Source organism: Mesorhizobium sp. M0698, from assembly GCF_040320455.1.
Lineage (GTDB): Bacteria > Pseudomonadota > Alphaproteobacteria > Rhizobiales > Rhizobiaceae > Mesorhizobium.
Genome location: NZ_JAMYPQ010000004.1, coordinates 407,360 through 423,494, shown reverse-complemented (window position 1 = coordinate 423,494; position 16,135 = coordinate 407,360). Strand labels below are relative to the sequence as shown.

Annotated in this window: 17 protein-coding genes; 7 read left to right on the top strand and 10 right to left on the bottom strand. The window is 63.5% G+C overall.

The window, feature by feature from the left end:
• Nucleotides 1-4: 4 nt before the first annotated feature.
• Genes NKI16_RS12355 through NKI16_RS12345 form a run of 3 tightly spaced genes read right to left on the bottom strand, consistent with a single transcriptional unit; the run spans nucleotide 5 to nucleotide 2,883 of the window.
• Nucleotides 5-1,147 (bottom strand): extracellular solute-binding protein, encoded by a 1,143-nt coding sequence (locus tag NKI16_RS12355; protein WP_352575676.1) that lies wholly within the window; start codon nucleotides 1,145-1,147, stop codon nucleotides 5-7.
• A gap of 20 nt (nucleotides 1,148-1,167) precedes the next feature.
• Entirely contained in the window at nucleotides 1,168-2,328 is a 1,161-nt protein-coding gene (locus NKI16_RS12350) for a CaiB/BaiF CoA transferase family protein (RefSeq protein WP_352569300.1), read from the bottom strand.
• Nucleotides 2,329-2,331: 3 nt separating this feature from the next.
• The gene (locus NKI16_RS12345) at nucleotides 2,332-2,883 is read right to left on the bottom strand and encodes a MaoC family dehydratase (RefSeq protein ID WP_023676078.1); all 552 of its coding nucleotides are present in this window, start codon (nucleotides 2,881-2,883) and stop codon (nucleotides 2,332-2,334) included.
• 190 nt (nucleotides 2,884-3,073) lie between these two features.
• Here NKI16_RS12345 and NKI16_RS12340 point away from each other — a divergent pair, with 190 nt between their 5' ends.
• On the top strand, nucleotides 3,074-4,171 hold the full coding sequence (locus NKI16_RS12340) for a lactonase family protein (RefSeq protein WP_352922819.1): 1,098 nt from the start codon (nucleotides 3,074-3,076) through the stop codon (nucleotides 4,169-4,171).
• Nucleotides 4,172-4,178: 7 nt separating this feature from the next.
• Here NKI16_RS12340 and NKI16_RS12335 read toward each other — a convergent pair whose 3' ends face one another.
• A complete protein-coding gene (locus NKI16_RS12335) occupies nucleotides 4,179-4,892 on the bottom strand; it encodes a GntR family transcriptional regulator (RefSeq protein ID WP_023676076.1) in 714 nt (237 codons plus the stop codon).
• A 258-nt stretch (nucleotides 4,893-5,150) separates the two neighbouring features.
• Here NKI16_RS12335 and NKI16_RS12330 point away from each other — a divergent pair, with 258 nt between their 5' ends.
• The 6 genes from NKI16_RS12330 to NKI16_RS12305 all read left to right on the top strand — a co-directional run bounded on the left by NKI16_RS12330 (nucleotide 5,151) and on the right by NKI16_RS12305 (nucleotide 11,088).
• Nucleotides 5,151-6,239, top strand: coding sequence for an ABC transporter ATP-binding protein (locus tag NKI16_RS12330; protein ID WP_352569303.1), 1,089 nt, complete (start codon nucleotides 5,151-5,153; stop codon nucleotides 6,237-6,239).
• A gap of 36 nt (nucleotides 6,240-6,275) precedes the next feature.
• Nucleotides 6,276-7,565 carry an ABC transporter substrate-binding protein gene (locus NKI16_RS12325; protein WP_023676074.1) on the top strand — a complete coding sequence of 430 codons (1,290 nt, stop codon included), beginning with the start codon at nucleotides 6,276-6,278 and terminating at the stop codon, nucleotides 7,563-7,565.
• 203 nt (nucleotides 7,566-7,768) lie between these two features.
• Nucleotides 7,769-8,680, top strand: a complete 912-nt coding sequence (locus NKI16_RS12320) for an ABC transporter permease (RefSeq protein WP_023676073.1) — start codon at nucleotides 7,769-7,771, stop codon at nucleotides 8,678-8,680.
• A gap of 4 nt (nucleotides 8,681-8,684) precedes the next feature.
• Entirely contained in the window at nucleotides 8,685-9,503 is an 819-nt protein-coding gene (locus NKI16_RS12315; RefSeq protein WP_352451583.1) for an ABC transporter permease, read from the top strand.
• Nucleotides 9,504-9,505: 2 nt separating this feature from the next.
• Nucleotides 9,506-10,246, top strand: a complete 741-nt coding sequence (locus tag NKI16_RS12310; RefSeq protein WP_023676071.1) for an aspartate/glutamate racemase family protein — start codon at nucleotides 9,506-9,508, stop codon at nucleotides 10,244-10,246.
• Between the two features lie 5 nt (nucleotides 10,247-10,251).
• Nucleotides 10,252-11,088 (top strand): GNAT family N-acetyltransferase, encoded by an 837-nt coding sequence (locus NKI16_RS12305; protein WP_352569307.1) that lies wholly within the window; start codon nucleotides 10,252-10,254, stop codon nucleotides 11,086-11,088.
• 51 nt (nucleotides 11,089-11,139) lie between these two features.
• Here NKI16_RS12305 and NKI16_RS12300 read toward each other — a convergent pair whose 3' ends face one another.
• The 6 genes from NKI16_RS12300 to NKI16_RS12275 form a co-directional block, all read right to left on the bottom strand.
• On the bottom strand, nucleotides 11,140-11,286 hold the full coding sequence (locus NKI16_RS12300; RefSeq protein WP_352452379.1) for a hypothetical protein: 147 nt from the start codon (nucleotides 11,284-11,286) through the stop codon (nucleotides 11,140-11,142).
• Nucleotides 11,287-11,362: 76 nt separating this feature from the next.
• Nucleotides 11,363-12,655: an NAD(P)/FAD-dependent oxidoreductase gene (locus NKI16_RS12295; protein ID WP_352697938.1), complete on the bottom strand. Its 1,293-nt coding sequence runs from the start codon at nucleotides 12,653-12,655 to the stop codon at nucleotides 11,363-11,365.
• On the bottom strand, nucleotides 12,652-13,629 hold the full coding sequence (locus NKI16_RS12290) for a branched-chain amino acid ABC transporter permease (protein WP_352569443.1): 978 nt from the start codon (nucleotides 13,627-13,629) through the stop codon (nucleotides 12,652-12,654). Before NKI16_RS12290 ends, NKI16_RS12295 begins: the two co-directional genes overlap by 4 nt.
• Nucleotides 13,626-14,534, bottom strand: coding sequence for a branched-chain amino acid ABC transporter permease (locus NKI16_RS12285; protein ID WP_352569309.1), 909 nt, complete (start codon nucleotides 14,532-14,534; stop codon nucleotides 13,626-13,628). The genes NKI16_RS12290 and NKI16_RS12285 overlap by 4 nt, the downstream gene beginning before the upstream one ends.
• Nucleotides 14,531-15,280: an ABC transporter ATP-binding protein gene (locus NKI16_RS12280; protein ID WP_023676065.1), complete on the bottom strand. Its 750-nt coding sequence runs from the start codon at nucleotides 15,278-15,280 to the stop codon at nucleotides 14,531-14,533. Before NKI16_RS12280 ends, NKI16_RS12285 begins: the two co-directional genes overlap by 4 nt.
• Nucleotides 15,277-16,074 carry an ABC transporter ATP-binding protein gene (locus tag NKI16_RS12275; protein ID WP_352569310.1) on the bottom strand — a complete coding sequence of 266 codons (798 nt, stop codon included), beginning with the start codon at nucleotides 16,072-16,074 and terminating at the stop codon, nucleotides 15,277-15,279. The genes NKI16_RS12280 and NKI16_RS12275 overlap by 4 nt, the downstream gene beginning before the upstream one ends.
• Between the last annotated feature and the right edge of the window lie 61 nt (nucleotides 16,075-16,135).

The following is a 16,135-nucleotide window of genomic DNA, read 5'->3' as shown; positions in this document are numbered from 1 at the left end:
TTGTTCAGGCTCCTCCGCCGGCAACGCCGGACACCTGCGTCGAAAGGCTCTCCCGAAACAGGCGATTGAGATCGGCAACGACGCGAGCGGCATTGTGCCTTTCGCTCTGGCCGAGATTGATGCGATCGGACGCCGCCTGCTGGAACGCCATGTAGCCGTCGTGCCGCGGCCTCACCCAGGCATCTTCGAGCGTGGCCCGGGTGTCCTTGTAGAAATTGCCGGCGGCGGCGTTGACGGCGGCATCCGTCCAGGCTGCCGCATGGCCGGGCTGGCCGCCGGCCGAGGCGTAAGGGCCGCGCTGCACGTCACCGCTGGCGATCCAGTAGGCGAAGTCGATTGCCGCCTGCCTGGCCTTCGAAAAGGCCGACACGGCAATGCCGGTGCCGCCGAGCGCCGAGCCGATCGGGCCGGCATTGCCAGCGGCCGGGATATCCGCGAAAGCCAGGCGGTTGGGTCGAAACCCGGCGATGGCATAGGAGACATAGCCATAGATCAGCGGCGCGCAGGCGATCCGCGAGCCGGATCCGGCCATTTGCTCCAGAACCGCGATCGGATCCATGCCAAGACAGGCCGGGTCGACGAGGGCTGCGATCTCGCGCATCATCTCGAAGACCTGCTTGCCCGCTGCCGGATCCACATGGTCGCCAGGGCCTTCACCGGCGGGCCGGCCGAGATTGCCGGCAAGCGTGTAGAACACCATCAGCGAATGCGGCGGCCTGAGCGGCAACAGCACGTGGCCTTGCCGGGCCAGATCGAGGGCATCGGCCCAGCTCGCCGGCGCAGCCGAAAGCATGTCGGGCCGCCATGCCTGCACCTGGCTGGCCGCGTCGATCGGAAACGCCCACTGCCGGCCTTGCCAGTCGTAGCTCGGAAAGGACCGGCCGACACTGCCCGCCGCAAGTGCTGCACGTTCGGCTTCCCGGCCGGCGACATCGAGCGGCGCCAGGCAATTCTCGGCGGTGATCTGGCCGACATGCGGATGGTCGACGACGATCAGGTCGTAGGCACGGGCCAGTTCCTCGACCGGGAAGGATTCGAAATCCTGCAGCGAGCGCTTGTCCCATTCAACGGCGATGCCAGTTTGTTGCTTCCACAGTCTCGAACAGGCGACCATCGGGTCATAGCCGCGCGGATGGCTCCAGGTCATGCCTTTGAGCGTGACGTCGCTCACAGCCCGAACTCCACGCGGATTTTTGCGCTGTGCTCGCCGATGCGTGGCGCGGCCCGCTCGACCTTCGCGCGGATGCCGTCTACCCTGAGCGGCGAGCGCGTGGTGAGGATCGAAACATCATCCTCGCGCGTCACCGTCTGCAGCATGTCGAGGACCTGGAAGCCTTCGCTGGCCATCATTTCCGGCCAGGTCAAAACCTTGGCGCACCAGATGTCGGCAGGCTCGAGAATGGCAAGCCATTCGTCGACCGTCTTCGTTGCGATCTTTTGCGCGATGATCGCCTTGATCTCGTCGCGGGCGGTGAACCAGGTCGACGGCTGGTCGCGATAGGGCGCAAGCTCCTCGAGCCCGAGGAGATCGGCGAGTTTCGAGATCGGCGTCATGGCGATCGCCAGATAGCCGCCCTTGGCCGGATAGACGCCGTAGGGCGCCGAGAGATAGGCGTGCGCGCTGCGGAAGCTCGACCGCCGCGGCAGCCGGCGCCCGTCATTGAGATGCGTGGTCAGCACCTCGAACTGGAAGTCGACCAGCGCTTCGAGCAGGCTGGTCTCGACATGGCTGCCCTTGCCGGTCACGCCGCGCCGCACCAGTGCGGCGAGGATGCCTTGCGCGGCGGCGGAGCCCGCCAGCATGTCGGCGATCGCCAGGCCGAAGGGCACCGGCCCTTGGTCCTCGTCGCCGTTCAGCCACATCACGCCGGAGCGGGCCTGCGCCAGCAGATCCTGCCCGGGCCGCTTGACCCACGGGCCTTCCTCGCCATAGCCGCTGATCGAGGCATAGACCAGGCGCGGATTGATCTTGCGCACCGCCTCGTAATCGAAGCCCAGGCGTTCGATGACGCCGGGCCTGAAATTCTGGATCAGCACGTCGGCCTTGGCCAGCAGGCCGCGCAGCGCCGCAAGGTCGGCCTCGTCCTTTAAGTCGATGGCAAGGCTTTCCTTGGCGCGGTTGATCGCATGGAAAATGGTGGAATCGCCGCCGATCTCGGTGTCGCTGAGATAGAGCCGGCGCGACAGATCGCCGCCGTCCGGCCGTTCGATCTTGATGACGCGAGCGCCGAGGTCGAGTAGTCGCAGCGAGCAGTAAGGCCCGGACAAGAACTGGCTCATATCGACAACGATGAGCCCGGTCAGCGGCAGTTCGGCAATGGCAGCCATTGCCTATTTCTCCGTCTTGCCGGCGAAATCGGCCGGATTGCGGTACTTCACCGTCTGCAGGTGCTCGCAATAAAGCACGAGCTCGCCTTCACCCTTGAAGACTTCATAGCTGGCGCGGATCAGCCCCATTTCCTTGTATTTTGGCTTCTTGTCGAGGTTGGAGCGGATCGAATAGATCGTGTCGCCTATGAACACCGGCTTGATGAAGCGCAATTTGTCGTAGCCATACGAAAAGGCGTTGATGCAATTGGTGGCGACGAGACCGAGCCCGGCTGAGAACACGAAGGCCCCTGCCACCAGCCGCTTGCCGAAAATGCCTTGCGTCTCGGCGAACATCTGGTCCTGCACGTATGGATGGATGTCGAGCACCAGCGTGTTGAAGAGATGGCTGTCGCCCTCGGCAATGGTCCGGCGCAGCGAGCGGATCTTCTGGCCGACCGGCCAGTCTTCGTAGAACCAGTTCTCCGCGTTCCAGACGGGAAGGTCGGCGTGATTCCTAGGCATGTTGGCGGGGTGTGTCGATGCCACGCCCACGGTTGGCGCGAAACCGCTCATGACGACTTCCTCTGGGAGCGGGAATCGTCCATCAGGGCGCGCCGCAGACCAGCGAAATGCATGATCGATCCTCCCGTCAATCTTCTTTTGTGAATAGTATTTTCACATATGGGGTTGTGTTGCAAGCGTGAACAGGCGAAATTTTGCCTGCTCCGTCGGGGCCAATGCCGGCGGAACAAGGGAGGAAGTGATGCAGAATGCCTGTCTGGTTTTCGTCGGCAGCCTCAATCGCGACGCCCCGTATTTTCAGGGCGCGCGCGGCATCGGGCTGGGTGTCTACAGTTTCGACGAAGGGACGCTGCGGACGAAGAAACTGGCCGAGACGGGAGACATCGACAATCCCACCTTCCTGTCGGTGACGCCGGACGGCTCCCACATCTATGCCAACTCAGAAGTGTTCACCTGGCGCGAAGGGGTGGTCTCGGCCTACCGTTTCGACAGGCAGACCGCCACGCTGTCCTACATCAACAAGCAGCCGACGCTGGGCAGCATCACGGCGCACAACGCCATCACGCGCGACCGGACGAAGCTGCTGGTCGCCAATTACGGCATGGGCGAGGGCGGCCCCGATCGCTCGGTCGTGGTCTATGGGTTGGGTGAGAATGGCGGCCTGACAGCGCCGTTGTCGAGCGTTGCCCATAGCGGGACCGGACCAGATCCTGCCCGCCAGGAGCGGCCGCATGCCCATAGCGTAACCGAGACGGTTGCCGGCGGCATGGCGATCGTCGCTGACCTCGGCATCGACCGGCTGGTGTCCTATCGCATCGGCTCAGACGGCAGCCTGACGAAGCTCGCCGAGTCGGCGCTTGCGCCAGGCGCGGGTCCGCGCCATCTCGCACTGCATCCGGGCGGTCGCTTCGTGTTCGTCATGAACGAGCTGGATTCGACGGTTGTCTCGCTGGCGCTGGACGAAGCATCAGGCAAGCTTACGGTGATCGACAGCAAGCCGGCCGTGCCGCCCGAGGCGCGCGACGGCAATCACTGCGCCGACATCCAGATCTCGCCTGACGGCCGCTTTCTCTACGGCTCCAACCGCGGCCATGACAGCATAGTGGTGTTTTCGATCGACCAGCAAACCGGCAGGCTTGCCCTTGTGGGCTATACGCCTTGCGGCGGCGCCACGCCGCGCAATCTGGCACTGACGCCCTCGGGCGGCCATCTGTTCTCGGCCAACCAGAATGCCGACCGCATCTCGATTTTCGCCCGTGATGCCGCAACCGGCCGGCTGACCGACACCGGCCGATCCATCGAGATTGGCACACCGATGTGCGTGAGGATCGTGCGTTGACGCGATCTCAGAACTCGAGCGCCTGCCTGAGTGCCGGGCCGCTCCTGACGCGCAAATCGAGGTCGGCCTCGATATGGTCGATGTGGTGCAGCATCAGCGCGCTGGCGCGTTCGGCATTGCCATTTTCCAGCGCCTCGAGGATCTGCGTGTGTTCGTTGTGGCCGCAGCTCGAGATGCCCGAGCGGCCATAGAGTGCGATCACCAGCGATGAACGAGCGACCAATTCCTCCATGAAGCGCTGCAGGATGACGTTTCCCGCGACCGACGCCAGAAGCAGGTGAAAATCCCCCGACGCCTTGATCTCCGATCGCCTTGCGTTCGGTCCGCGTTCGGCGATGAAACGGCCTTCTTCGTCGAGCTGGGCCTTGAACGCGGCGACATGCGCCGGCGTCATCCGTCCGGCGGCGGCAATCGCGATGCCTGGTTCGATGAGCCGGCGCGAAGCAAAAACCTGCCGCGCTTCCTCCGGCGACGGATTGGCGACGAAGGCGCCGCGATTGCGCTCGGTGCGCACCAATCCCTCGAAGGAAAGCATCTGCAGTGCCGCACGCGCCACGGTGCGGCTGACATCGAACAGCGTGCCGACTTCGCCTTCGGATAGCTTTGTTCCCGGCGCTAGCCGGCGATCGACGATCGCGTCGCGCAACTGGTCGCGGATCGCCTGCGCGCGATCCTCGTTGGCGGCCTCGATAGCAGGGAAGGTCTGGTCGGCAATGTTCATGGCAGTGGTCCTGCGTTCTTCTACCCTGAATCGCATCGCTTGGACGAGAGACAAAGTGAATACAGAGATGAAAAAGATTGCATACGATCTTTGCGAAGATCGGCGGCAATCGCCTATAATTTGTGCATTGCACAAGGGCGACGTATCGGCAGCTATATAGAGGCGGCCCTGATTTCTTCGAGGATTCAGTCGGTTGGTGCGGCGGCGCGCAACTGGCACGCATGATGCTTTGGCTAATCCGACCAAAGGGGAAGCTGGATGTCCAAAGCCGCCGAAATCGACATTGTGTCCGTTTCGAAAGTCTATGGCGCGACGACTGCCGTCGAAGGCATCAGCCTGAAAATCCCTGCGGGTACCTATTGCTGCCTGCTCGGTCCGTCCGGCTGTGGCAAGACCTCGACGCTGCGCATGATCGCCGGGCACGAGAGCATATCGAGTGGCGACGTGCGTCTCGGCAACACAGTGGTCACCGACCTGCCGCCGGCCAGGCGCGGCACTGCCATGATGTTCCAGTCCTACGCACTGTTTCCGCATCTCGACCTGATCGACAATGTCGCCTTCAGCCTGAAGATGAAAGGCGTCGGCAAGGAGGAGCGCCGCGCCAAGGCACTCGACATGCTGAAGCTGATGCAGATGGAGGCCTATGCCAGCCGCCGCCCGGCGCAGCTTTCCGGCGGGCAGCAGCAGCGCGTTGCTCTTGCGCGCGCATTGATCACCGATCCCGAGGCGCTGTTGCTCGACGAACCGCTTTCGGCGCTCGATCCTTTCCTGAAGATCCGCATGCGAGCCGAACTGAAGAAGCTGCAGACGTCGCTCGGCATCACTTTCGTCCACGTCACCCACAGCCAGGAAGAGGCGATGGCGCTGGCCGACCTGATCGTGGTGATGAACGATGGCCGTATCGAGCAGGCGGCGCACCCTCGCACGGTGTTCGAGCGGCCGGCCACGGCCTTCGTCGCTCGTTTCATGGGCGACCACAATGTCATCTCCGGGCGCGTCGCCGGCAGTCGCGACGGCATGGTCGTTTTCGATGTGCCCGGCGGCGTCACGCTCGCGGCCAGCGGGCAGGGCAGGGAGACCGGGGAACCCATCGACATCGCCATTCGCACCGACCACGTGCGCATCGGCGAGCCGCCGGCAGCCGGGCTCGGCTTCACCGGCATCGTTTCAAACGTCGAGTACCGCGGTTCGACCGTGAAGCTCTCGGTCAATGGCGCCGGCATCGAGGATTTCACCGTAATCGTCGACGACACCAGCTTCTTCGCCAGCCCGGTTGCCGTCGGCGACGCAGTGCCGATCGCCTGGGACGCCGAGGACGCGATCGTCCTTGGTCGTCTCGATTCCTGAAATCCAGCATAACCAATCAAAACAGGGGAACTGAACATGACCAACACCACCGACAAGAAGACTGGAATATCGCGACGTTCGCTGCTCAAGACAGGTGCCGCCGCCGTCGGTTTCGCCGCCGGTTCCGGCGCCATATCTGGCTTTCCGACCATCTGGGCGCAATCGAACATCACGCTGCGCCAGTTCGGCACCGGCGTATCCAACCTCAATGCCATCGCCGACAAGTGCAAGGCCGATCTCGGCATCACGCTGGAGATGACAGCAACCGATTCCGACGCCGCCGCACAGCGCGCCGTGACGCAGCCCGACAGCTACGACATCGCCGACATCGAATACTGGATCTGCAAGAAGGTGTTCCCGACAGGCGTCCTGCAGCCGATGGATGTCACCAAGCTGAAATATTACGACGAGCTGGTGCCGCTGTTCAAAACCGGCAAGCTGGCGCCGGACAGCGTTATCGCCCAGGGCACCGCGCCGCACACGGTCGGTTACGTCGAGGCGCAGGACAGCAAGGTCTTCGCCAAGGCGCCGACCAACTGGTTCACCATGGTGCCGACGATCTACAATGCCGATACGCTCGGCATCCGCCCCGACCTCGTCGGCCGCGATATCACCACCTGGGCCGACATCATGGATCCGGCCTTCAAGGGCAAGACCGCCATCCTCAACATCCCGTCGATCGGCATCATGGATGCGGCGATGATCATGGAAGCCACCGGCAACATCAAATACGCCGACAAGGGCAACATGACCAAGGAGGAGATCGACAAGACGATCGACTTCCTGATCAAGGCCAAGCAAGCCGGCCAGTTCCGCGCCTTCTGGAAATCCTTCGACGAGAGCGTCAACCTGATGGCTTCAGGCGAAGTGGTGATCCAGTCAATGTGGTCGCCGGCCGTGGCCGCGGTCCGCTCCAAGGGCATCGCGTGCCGGTTCCAGCCGCTCAAGGAAGGCTACCGGTCCTGGGGTGGCGGGCTTGGCCTGGCAGCCCATCTCTCCGGCGCCGAACTCGATGCCGCCTATGAATACATCAACTGGTACACGTCCGGCTGGGTTGGCGGCTATCTCAACCGCCAGGGCTATTACTCGGCCAACATGGTGTCGGCCAAGAAGTTCATGTCCGAGGACGAGTGGGGCTACTGGATCGAAGGCAAGCCGGCAAAGGGCGATATCCTGTCGCCGGACGGCAAGGTCATGGAAAAGGCTGGCGCCGTGCGTGACGGCGGCTCTTTCGAAGAGCGCATGGGCAAGGTCGCCTGCTGGAACTCGGTCATGGACGAAGACCGCTACATGGTGAAGCGCTGGAACGAGTTCATCGCTGCGTAGGTACAACGTCTTCCCCTTCTCCCCTTGTGGGAGAAGGTGGATTGGCGCGCAGCGCCAAGACGGTTGAGGGGTGCCGGCCGGAGCGCTGTTGGTGCCAAGCTGGAACACCCCTCATCCGACCGAGCTTCGCTCGGCCACCTTCTCCCACAAGGGGGAGAAGGAAAGGCGGCTTCGCCGCATCGCTGACTTATACCGAGATGTTCATGACAGCCGCGCTCGAACGCCCCGCCACCGCCGCCGCCAAACCCGCCAGACGCCGCCGGCTCTCGATCGGCGCCCTCGTCCCCTATCTCCAGGCAACACCACTTGCCCTGATCCTCGGCGCGTTCCTCCTGCTGCCAATTCTGATGATCGCCGTGGTCTCATTCTGGGATTACGATTTCGCAGCGATGTATCCGGATTTCCTGACCACCAATTATTCCGACACGCTCGGCTCCTGGGTCACCTGGAAAACCTACCTGAATACGCTGAAATACGCCGCCATCGTCTGGGCGCTGACGCTGTTCATCGGTTTCTGGGTCGCCTATTTCCTTGCCTTCCATATCAGGACCACGGCCATGCAGATGGTGCTGTTCCTTGTCTGCACGGTGCCGTTCCTGACCTCCAACATCATCCGCATGATCTCGTGGATTCCGGTGCTTGGCCGCAATGGCCTGGTCAACTCGACGCTGGTGCAAATGGGGCTGATCCCGAAGCCGATCGAATGGCTGCTCTATTCCGAATTCGCCGTGGTGCTGGCCATGGTGCATCTCTATACGCTGTTCATGGTGACGCCGATCTTCAACACGCTGATGCGCATCGACAAGTCATTGATAGAAGCCGCGCGCGACGCCGGCGCTTCCGGCTGGCAGGTTCTGTGGAACGTCGTCATTCCGCTCGCCAAGCCCGGCATGGCGATCGGCACCATTTTCGTCGTCACCCTGGTGATGGCCGACTTCTCGACGGTGCAGGTGATGTCCGGCGGGCAGAGCGCCTCCGTCGCGCTGATGATGAAGAACCAGATGTCGCTGCTGCAATATCCGGCAGCCGCCGCCAACGCCGTCGTGCTCTTGGTGCTGGTGCTGCTGATGGTCGCGGGCATCCTGCGCATCGTCGACATCCGCAAGGAGCTGTGAGGCGATGAGCCAGGACAAGCGCACCCTCGAATTCTATGTGTTGGCGGCGTTCTTCGGTCTTTTCGTGTTGTTCCTCTACGGCCCGCTTTCGGCGATCCTGATCCTCTCTTTCCAGGGCGAGAACGGCGGTCTGACATTTCCGCTGAACGGCGTGTCGCTGCACTGGTTCGCCAATTTGTTCGAGCGCCAGGCGGTCGGCGACTTCGGCGGCAGCTTCAAACGCTCGCTCGTCCTTGGCCTGATGGTGATGGTCGTCACTGTCGCCGTGTCGCTGCTCGCCGGCCTGGCCTTCCGGCAGAAATTTCGCGGCGCAACCGCACTGTTCTATCTGGCCGTCGCCAGCCTGGTCGTGCCGTCGATCATCATCAGTCTCGGCATCGGCGTCGTCTTCCAGCAGATCGGCTTCCGCCCCGCCTGGTACACCTCCGCTTTCGGCGCCCATCTGACCTGGACCTTGCCTTTCGGCGTGCTGATCATGTTTGCTGTCTTCAACCGGTTCTCGCCAGCCTATGAGGAAGCCGCGCGCGATCTCGGAGCATCGTCGTGGCAGACCTTTGCCCATGTCGTGCTGCCGATGATCGCGCCCAGCCTGATCGGCGTCGGCCTGTTCGGCTTCACTCTGTCATATGACGAGTTCGCCCGCACGCTGATGACCTCGGGCACGTTCAACACGTTGCCGCTCGAAATCTACGGCATGACGACGAATGTCACGACGCCGGTGCTCTATGCGCTGGGCACCGTGACGACCGTGTTTTCCTTCCTGGTGATCCTGCTGACGCTCGGCGCAATCGTCTATGTCGGCCGCCGCCGCGAGCGTGCCTGACAGTGCAGATCCTCGTCGTCAATCCAAACACCACCGCCAGCATGACCGATACTATCGCGGTCGCCGCCCGATCGGTCGCTGCTCAATCGACGAAGATCGTTGCCGTCACCTCGTCGATGGGACCTGTATCGATCGAAGGCTATTACGATGAAGCACTTGCCGTGCCCGGCCTGCTGGTCGAGATCGCCGCCGGCGAACGCTCGGGCGCGCAAGCCGCGATCATTGCCTGTTTCGACGACACCGGCCTCGATGCCGCGCGCGCCATGGCCAACATTCCGGTCATCGGCATTTGCGAGGCATCGCTCAGCACGGCCTCGTTCATCGCCCAGCGCTTCACCGTCGTCACCACCACCGGACGTTCGCGCGTGCCGGTCGAAGGGTTGGTGCAGCGCTATGGCATGGCAGGGCGCGCGCGTGTGCGCGCCGCCGACATCCCGGTTCTTGCCCTCGAAGATCCGGCGTCCGACGCACTGCTCAGGCTGCGCAACGAGATTGCGCGCGCCATCGACGAGGATCGCGCCGAGGCGATCGTGCTCGGCTGTGCCGGCATGGCCGATCTGGCGGCGGCGCTGCAGCGGGAATTCGGGCTTCCGGTCATCGACGGCGTGGGCGCTGCCGTGAAACAGGCCGAGGCCTTGATCGCCCTTGGCCTGACGACATCCAAGCGCGGCGCCTATGCAAGCCCGTTGGCAAAGTCCTATCATGGCGCGTTGAAATCCTTCGCGCCTGGCGCCGCCGAGTGATCGCAATGCCCCGAACGATCCGAACGCTCGCACGTGAAGAAGTGCAAACCCTTGTCGATTGGGCGGCGGCGGAAGGCTGGAATCCCGGCCTTAACGATGCCGCGCTGTTTCAGGCAGCCGACCCGCAGGGCTTCATCGGTGCCTTTATCGATGGCGAGATGGCGGCCGGCATTTCGGCCGTTGCCTATGGCGACGGTTTCGGCTTCATCGGCCTCTACATCTGCCGGCCGGACAAGCGTGGCCAAGGCCATGGCAAGGTCGTTTGGGATGCCGGCATAGCGCGGCTCGGCAAGCGCACGATCGGCCTCGACGGTGTCGTCGAACAGCAGGCCAACTACCGCAGCATGGGTTTTGCACCGGCCTACCGGACGATCCGGTTCATGGGGTCACCGAATGTCCCGGCAGCCGTCGGCAACGACATTCGCGCCATAGGGCCGGAACTCGTGCCGGACATACTGGACTATGACCGCCGCTTCTTTCCCGGTCCGAGGCGATCCTTCCTGGAACACTGGCTGCGCCCGCCGCATATGGCGCTTGCGATCCTCAAGCACGGCGCCATTGCGGGATACGGCGTCGCGCGCCAATGCCGGGACGGCTGCAAGATCGGCCCGCTCTTTGCCGACAGCCTGGACGCGGCAAGCCATCTCTTCGCCGCGCTCGCGCACATGTCCGGTCCCGGAAACGTCCATCTCGACGTTCCCGAAACCAGCCGGCAATTTGCAGACTTGCTGTCGTCCGCAGGCCTTCAGCCGGGCTTCGAGACGGCTCGGATGTACAAGGGAAAGGCGCCGCAGCTCGTGCAGTCCGGAGTTTTTGCGATAACGACGTTGGAGTTGGGGTGAGGCGGTACAAGCCGACTTCCAGTGCAAAGTCGGGCAACAGGACTACGCGGTCTATTTCTCCTGAACTGAAATGCCGGAATCGTCGATGCGAAGTTCCACGCCTTTCGGCCTAGTCTCCTCGCGATAAACGTAAATCCCCAACGCAATAACGGCGACGGCCAAAGCGCCGATGATGAGATAAAGATAGTTCTGCTTCATCCGCTGTCGTTAACAACATGATGTGGGCGAGTCTAGCAGTTCGGGTATCAGGACGGCGGCCGGAGACGCACGTCGATCAGCCATCCAGCCGGTCGCGCAGCATGCTCCAGGGGAGCACCATGTTTGGTGCATGCCGCATCAGGCTATGGAACGGGATCGGCGACGGCGGCGCAAACGGCAGCGGCAAATCCTGAGGTTTTGTTCCATCAGCCCAATCCGCAAGCACCTTGCCCATCGCAGTGGTCATGGCGATGCCGCGTCCGTTGCACGCCAAGCCGGCGATCAGCCCGGGGCCGAGATCGACGAGGTGCGGCAGGAAGTCGGGCTCGACGGCAGCCATCCCGGACCAGCTATATTCAAGCGGCGGGATTTCCGGAAGATCGAGATGCTTGGCCAGTCGCCGCCAGATCGCCCGCGGCACGCGGGCGTCGGCGCCGGGACCAAAAATATGCATGCCGCCGGTTATCAGCCTGTTTTCGCTGTCGAAGCGGAAGGTGAAGAGATTGCGTCTTGTGTCGCCGACGCCTTGCCCGCCAGGAAGCAGGCGAGTGCGTATTTCGCGCGGCAGCGGCGCTGTCGCGATCTGGAAGATTTTCAGCGGGAAATAGGTTCGCTGCAACGCGCGATCCAGCGCTCCGCCATAGGCGTTGGTGGCGACCAGCACCTTTCCTGCGCGTACCGAACCGGAGGCCGTCTTCAAAGCCCAACCATCGCCTATGTGATCGATCGACGCGACACGCGTATGCTCGAAGATGCGCGCTCCGGCCTTTTCCGCCGCGTCGGCCAATCCGCGCGCATATTCGACCGGATTGAGGACGCCACCCGATCTGTCGATCCAGCCGCCGAGATAACCGCGAACGCCGGTCAGCTCTTCGACCGCCTGTCTATCCAGCGCAACAGCCGGCCTTGCGCGTGGTGCCCATTGTTCGGCGCGCGATCTGGTCTTTTGCAAAGCGGCCGGTGAATGGGCTGGTTGTATCCAGCCGCTCTGGACGGCATCGCATTCGATGGCATGCCGCCTGATCAGGTCGAAGACGAGGTCGGCGCTGCCGGCGGCGAAATCGACAAGGCGTTCGCCGCGTTCGGGCCCGAGCTGGGCAATGATATCGTCGGGGTCTCTTTTCGCGAAATTCGGCACGACGAAGCCGGCATTCCTGCCGGTTGCCCCCCAGGCGATGATTTCCGCCTCGAGGACGGCAACCGAGATGCCTTTCTCGGCACTGTGCAGCGCGGTGGAAAGGCCTGAAAACCCGCCGCCGACAATTGCCAGATCGACATCGAGTGCGCCTTCGAGGGTGGGCCGGTCGCGGCGACTGCGGCTGACGGCATGCCAAAGGGAAACGCCGTGCGGCCGGGTCACAGCGTTCATGAGCCGCTCTCGCTCGAGGCCACGCGTGCACGCTTGCCGAACCTTGGACGCCGCGGCCTGTCGCCAAACAGGCCGTTCGGCCTGACCAGAAGGATGACGCACAGCATCACGCCGATGGCGACGATCTGCAGCGAAGCGGCGCGGGCCTGTTGTTCGGGCGAGAACAACATACTGGTCAAGGCTCCCGATCCGGCCCATATCGCCCAGACCAGGATGCTGCCGATGACGGCGCCGATGTTGCTGCCCGAGCCACCGACGATCAGCATCACCCAGACCTGGAAAGTCAGCGCCGGCAAATAATTGTCCGGCGCGATGAAGCCGGTGAAATGCGCCTGCAGCGCACCGGCAAGCGCCATGATGGCGCCACCGACGGCAAAGGCCTGGACGCGGTAGAACCGTGCGCTTTTGCCTAGGGATATCGCGGCCCGCTCATCCTCGCGAAGCGCCTTCAACACGCGCCCCCACGGGCTGCGCGACAGATGCTCCAGCGCGAGATAGACGATCAGCGTCACCACCGAGACGATCGCAAGGTTCGAAAGGTTGAACAGCAACGGCGTTTCGGCAAGACCGCCGAACGGACGCGGAATGAAGCCGATGCCGAACGGCCCGCCGGTCAGCTTCTGGGCATTGAGCGCTACCAGTTGCACGACGACGGCGACGCCGAAAGTAGTGATCGCCAGATAGTCCGATCTCAGACGTAGCGTGGCAATGCCGGTGATGGCGGCGGCGACGCCGCCCAACAGCATGGCGCCAAGCCAGCCGATAAGGATCGGCAGGTCGAAGCCGCCCAGGCGCGCGGCATCGTCGGGCGTGGTCAGCAGCGCCGAGGTGTAGGCGCCGATGGCAACGAAGCCGGCGACCCCGACATTGAAAAGCCCGGTCAGCCCCCATTGCAGATTGAGCCCGAGCGTGATGAGCGAAAAAATCAGCGCGGTGGTCAGGAAGAAGGCGCCGTAGCCGAGCAGATCCATCAGCGTTCCCTCACTCCGAAAAGGCCGATGGGCCGCACGAACAGCACCGCCATCAGGATGATGAACGAGACGGCTGCCCGCCATTCGGCGCCGATCAGCTGCACCGCGCCGGCTTCGGCCATGCCGATGATCAGGCCGCCGAGAACGGCGCCGGGCACGCTGCCGATGCCGCCGAGGATGGCGGCCGCGAACATCGGCAGCAGCATCTCGAAACCCATGAACGGGCGGATCTGGATGAGAATGCCGATCATGACGCCGGCGACGCAGGCCAGCGCGCCACCGATGATCCAGGTGACGCGCACCACCCTGGCGACGTCGATGCCGACGATGCGGGCAAGTGCCGCGTTCTGGCTCAATGCCTGCATCGAGCGGCCGGTCTGGGTCCGCGTCATCAGGAGATGCACGCCGAGCACCAGCACGGCGGTCAGCAACAGCAGCGCGATCTGGTCCGGGGTGATGCGGATGCCGAAACCTATCGGCATGGCGATCTGGATCGCCCGGCTGAAATAGGTCGGACGCGAGGTGAAGATGAATTCGAGCAGGCTTCTCAGCGCCATCGAGGCGCCGAAGCTCGCCATCACCACGATGATCGCCTGACCCTTGGCCCGTAGCCGCGCGAACAGCACGATGTCGAGCGCCAGCGCCAGCAGGCCGGTGGCCGCCATGCCGATGATGAGCGCGACGATCAGCGGCCAACCGAAGGAGAGGGGCGCGATCGGCGCGATCTTGCCGAAAATCGCGCCAATGGCGCCAACCACGGCGAGCGTCGCATAGGCGCCCCAGGCCATGAAGTCGCCATGGGCGAAGTTCGAGAAGCGCAGGATCGAATAGGTGAGTGTCACGCCGATGGCGCCGAGGCCGATCATCGACCCTGCCAGCAGTCCGTCGACGACGAATTGCAGGTTCATGCCGCGCTTCCTTGTCCAAGGTCGAGGCGGCGCTGGCCAAGATAGAGTTCAGCGACGACCGGGTCGTTCCAGAGCTCGGAGGCGACGCCCTGGTGCCGCTCCTTGCCCTCGACCAGCACATAGGCGCGGTCTCCAATGGCAAGCGCTGCCTTGGCGTTCTGTTCGACCAGCAGAATGGTGACGCCGGACTTTCGGATGCCGGCCAGCATCTCGAGCACCATCGCCACGAATTTCGGCGACAGGCCGGCCGACGGCTCGTCGAGCACCAGCACCTTGGGATGGACGATCAACGCCCGGGCGACGGCCAGCATCTGCCGCTGTCCACCCGACAGATTGCCCGCGGCCGTTCTGCGCTGACGGGCGAGATCGGGAAAGGCCGCATACATTTCCTCGATGCGGGCTGGGACCTCGCGCGGCCTCAGGATGCCGCAGGCGACCCTGAGATTGTCCTCGACCGACATCAGCGGGAAGATGTTCTCTGTCTGTGGCACGAAGGCAAGGCCAAGGCGGACCATGATGTGAGCGGGCGACGCCGTGATATTCTTGCCGTCCAGCAGCACCGTGCCGCCGGTGATCGGGACAAGGCCGGCGATGGCCTTGATAAGGCTCGACTTGCCGGCGCCGTTGGGACCGAGAACGACGACGATCTCGCCCTGGTCGACGGTGATCGAAGCGCCGCGCACGATCGGAACGCCAGGCTCGTAGCCGGCTTCGAGATCGCGGACATCGAGTACCTTTTGGCTCATGCCGTGCCTCCGAGGTAGGCCTCGATGACGCGCGGGTCGCGCGCCACCTCCTCCGGGGTGCCTTCGCACAGAAGCTGCCCGCTCGCCATGACCAGCACGCGGTGGCAAAGCCGCGTCACCATGTCGATATTGTGCTCGATCAGCAGGAAGGTGATGCCGCGCGCATTGATGTCGCGGATGCGGTCGATAATGACCTCGAGCAGGGTTGCGTTGACCCCGGCCGCCGGCTCGTCGAGCAGGATGATCGCCGGGTCGGCCATCATCACGCGGGCCAACTCGAGCAGCTTGCGCTGGCCGCCTGAAAGCACGCGCGCAGGTTCGTGCGCGAGGTGAGCGATCGTGACGAGCTCGAGCAGTTCGACGGCTCTTGTCTCGGCAGCCCTTTCTTCGGCAGCGACCCGCCGGGGCGTCAGGAAATTGGCGAGCAGTTTTTCTCCGGCCTGCCCTTGCGCGGCCAGCATGACGTTTTCGATCAGCGTCAGGTTAGGCAAGGGCCGGGGGATCTGGAACGTGCGGCCAAGGCCGCGGCCAATGCGGCGATGGGCAGCTTCCCCCGACACCGATACGCCGTTGAGGAGGATTTCGCCGCTGGTCGGCAGAATGCTGCCGGCGAGCAGGTCGAACATCGTGGTCTTGCCGGCGCCGTTCGGGCCGATAAGGCCAAGTATTTCGCTCGGCCGGACGTCGAACGAGACATTGTTGACCGCGACCAGGCCGCCGAAGCGTCTGAGGACGTTCCTGGCCGTGAGGACCGGCGTACGGATCTCCTCCTGCCGTTCCGTCGTGTCGCTCATCAATTCCTCTGGCCGAAAAGCGACCTTCATCGCCTATGATTTGATTTGTGATCACGCTTGC

Bases quoted from the DNA above. Each gene is read 5' to 3' on its own strand.
- NKI16_RS12350 (WP_352569300.1), bottom strand. From the start codon at position 2,328: ATGGCTGCCATTGCCGAACTGCCGCTGACCGGGCTCATCGTTGTCGAT.
- NKI16_RS12330 (WP_352569303.1), top strand. From the start codon at position 5,151: ATGTCCAAAGCCGCCGAAATCGACATTGTGTCCGTTTCGAAAGTCTAT.
- NKI16_RS12355 (WP_352575676.1), bottom strand. From the start codon at position 1,147: ATGACCTGGAGCCATCCGCGCGGCTATGACCCGATGGTCGCCTGTTCG.
- NKI16_RS12325 (WP_023676074.1), top strand. From the start codon at position 6,276: ATGACCAACACCACCGACAAGAAGACTGGAATATCGCGACGTTCGCTG.
- NKI16_RS12285 (WP_352569309.1), bottom strand. From the start codon at position 14,534: ATGAACCTGCAATTCGTCGTCGACGGACTGCTGGCAGGGTCGATGATC.
- NKI16_RS12295 (WP_352697938.1), bottom strand. From the start codon at position 12,655: ATGAACGCTGTGACCCGGCCGCACGGCGTTTCCCTTTGGCATGCCGTC.
- NKI16_RS12335 (WP_023676076.1), bottom strand. From the start codon at position 4,892: ATGAACATTGCCGACCAGACCTTCCCTGCTATCGAGGCCGCCAACGAG.
- NKI16_RS12280 (WP_023676065.1), bottom strand. From the start codon at position 15,280: ATGAGCCAAAAGGTACTCGATGTCCGCGATCTCGAAGCCGGCTACGAG.
- NKI16_RS12305 (WP_352569307.1), top strand. From the start codon at position 10,252: ATGCCCCGAACGATCCGAACGCTCGCACGTGAAGAAGTGCAAACCCTT.
- NKI16_RS12320 (WP_023676073.1), top strand. From the start codon at position 7,769: ATGACAGCCGCGCTCGAACGCCCCGCCACCGCCGCCGCCAAACCCGCC.
- NKI16_RS12340 (WP_352922819.1), top strand. From the start codon at position 3,074: ATGCAGAATGCCTGTCTGGTTTTCGTCGGCAGCCTCAATCGCGACGCC.
- NKI16_RS12300 (WP_352452379.1), bottom strand. From the start codon at position 11,286: ATGAAGCAGAACTATCTTTATCTCATCATCGGCGCTTTGGCCGTCGCC.
- NKI16_RS12345 (WP_023676078.1), bottom strand. From the start codon at position 2,883: ATGAGCGGTTTCGCGCCAACCGTGGGCGTGGCATCGACACACCCCGCC.
- NKI16_RS12275 (WP_352569310.1), bottom strand. From the start codon at position 16,074: ATGAGCGACACGACGGAACGGCAGGAGGAGATCCGTACGCCGGTCCTC.
- NKI16_RS12315 (WP_352451583.1), top strand. From the start codon at position 8,685: ATGAGCCAGGACAAGCGCACCCTCGAATTCTATGTGTTGGCGGCGTTC.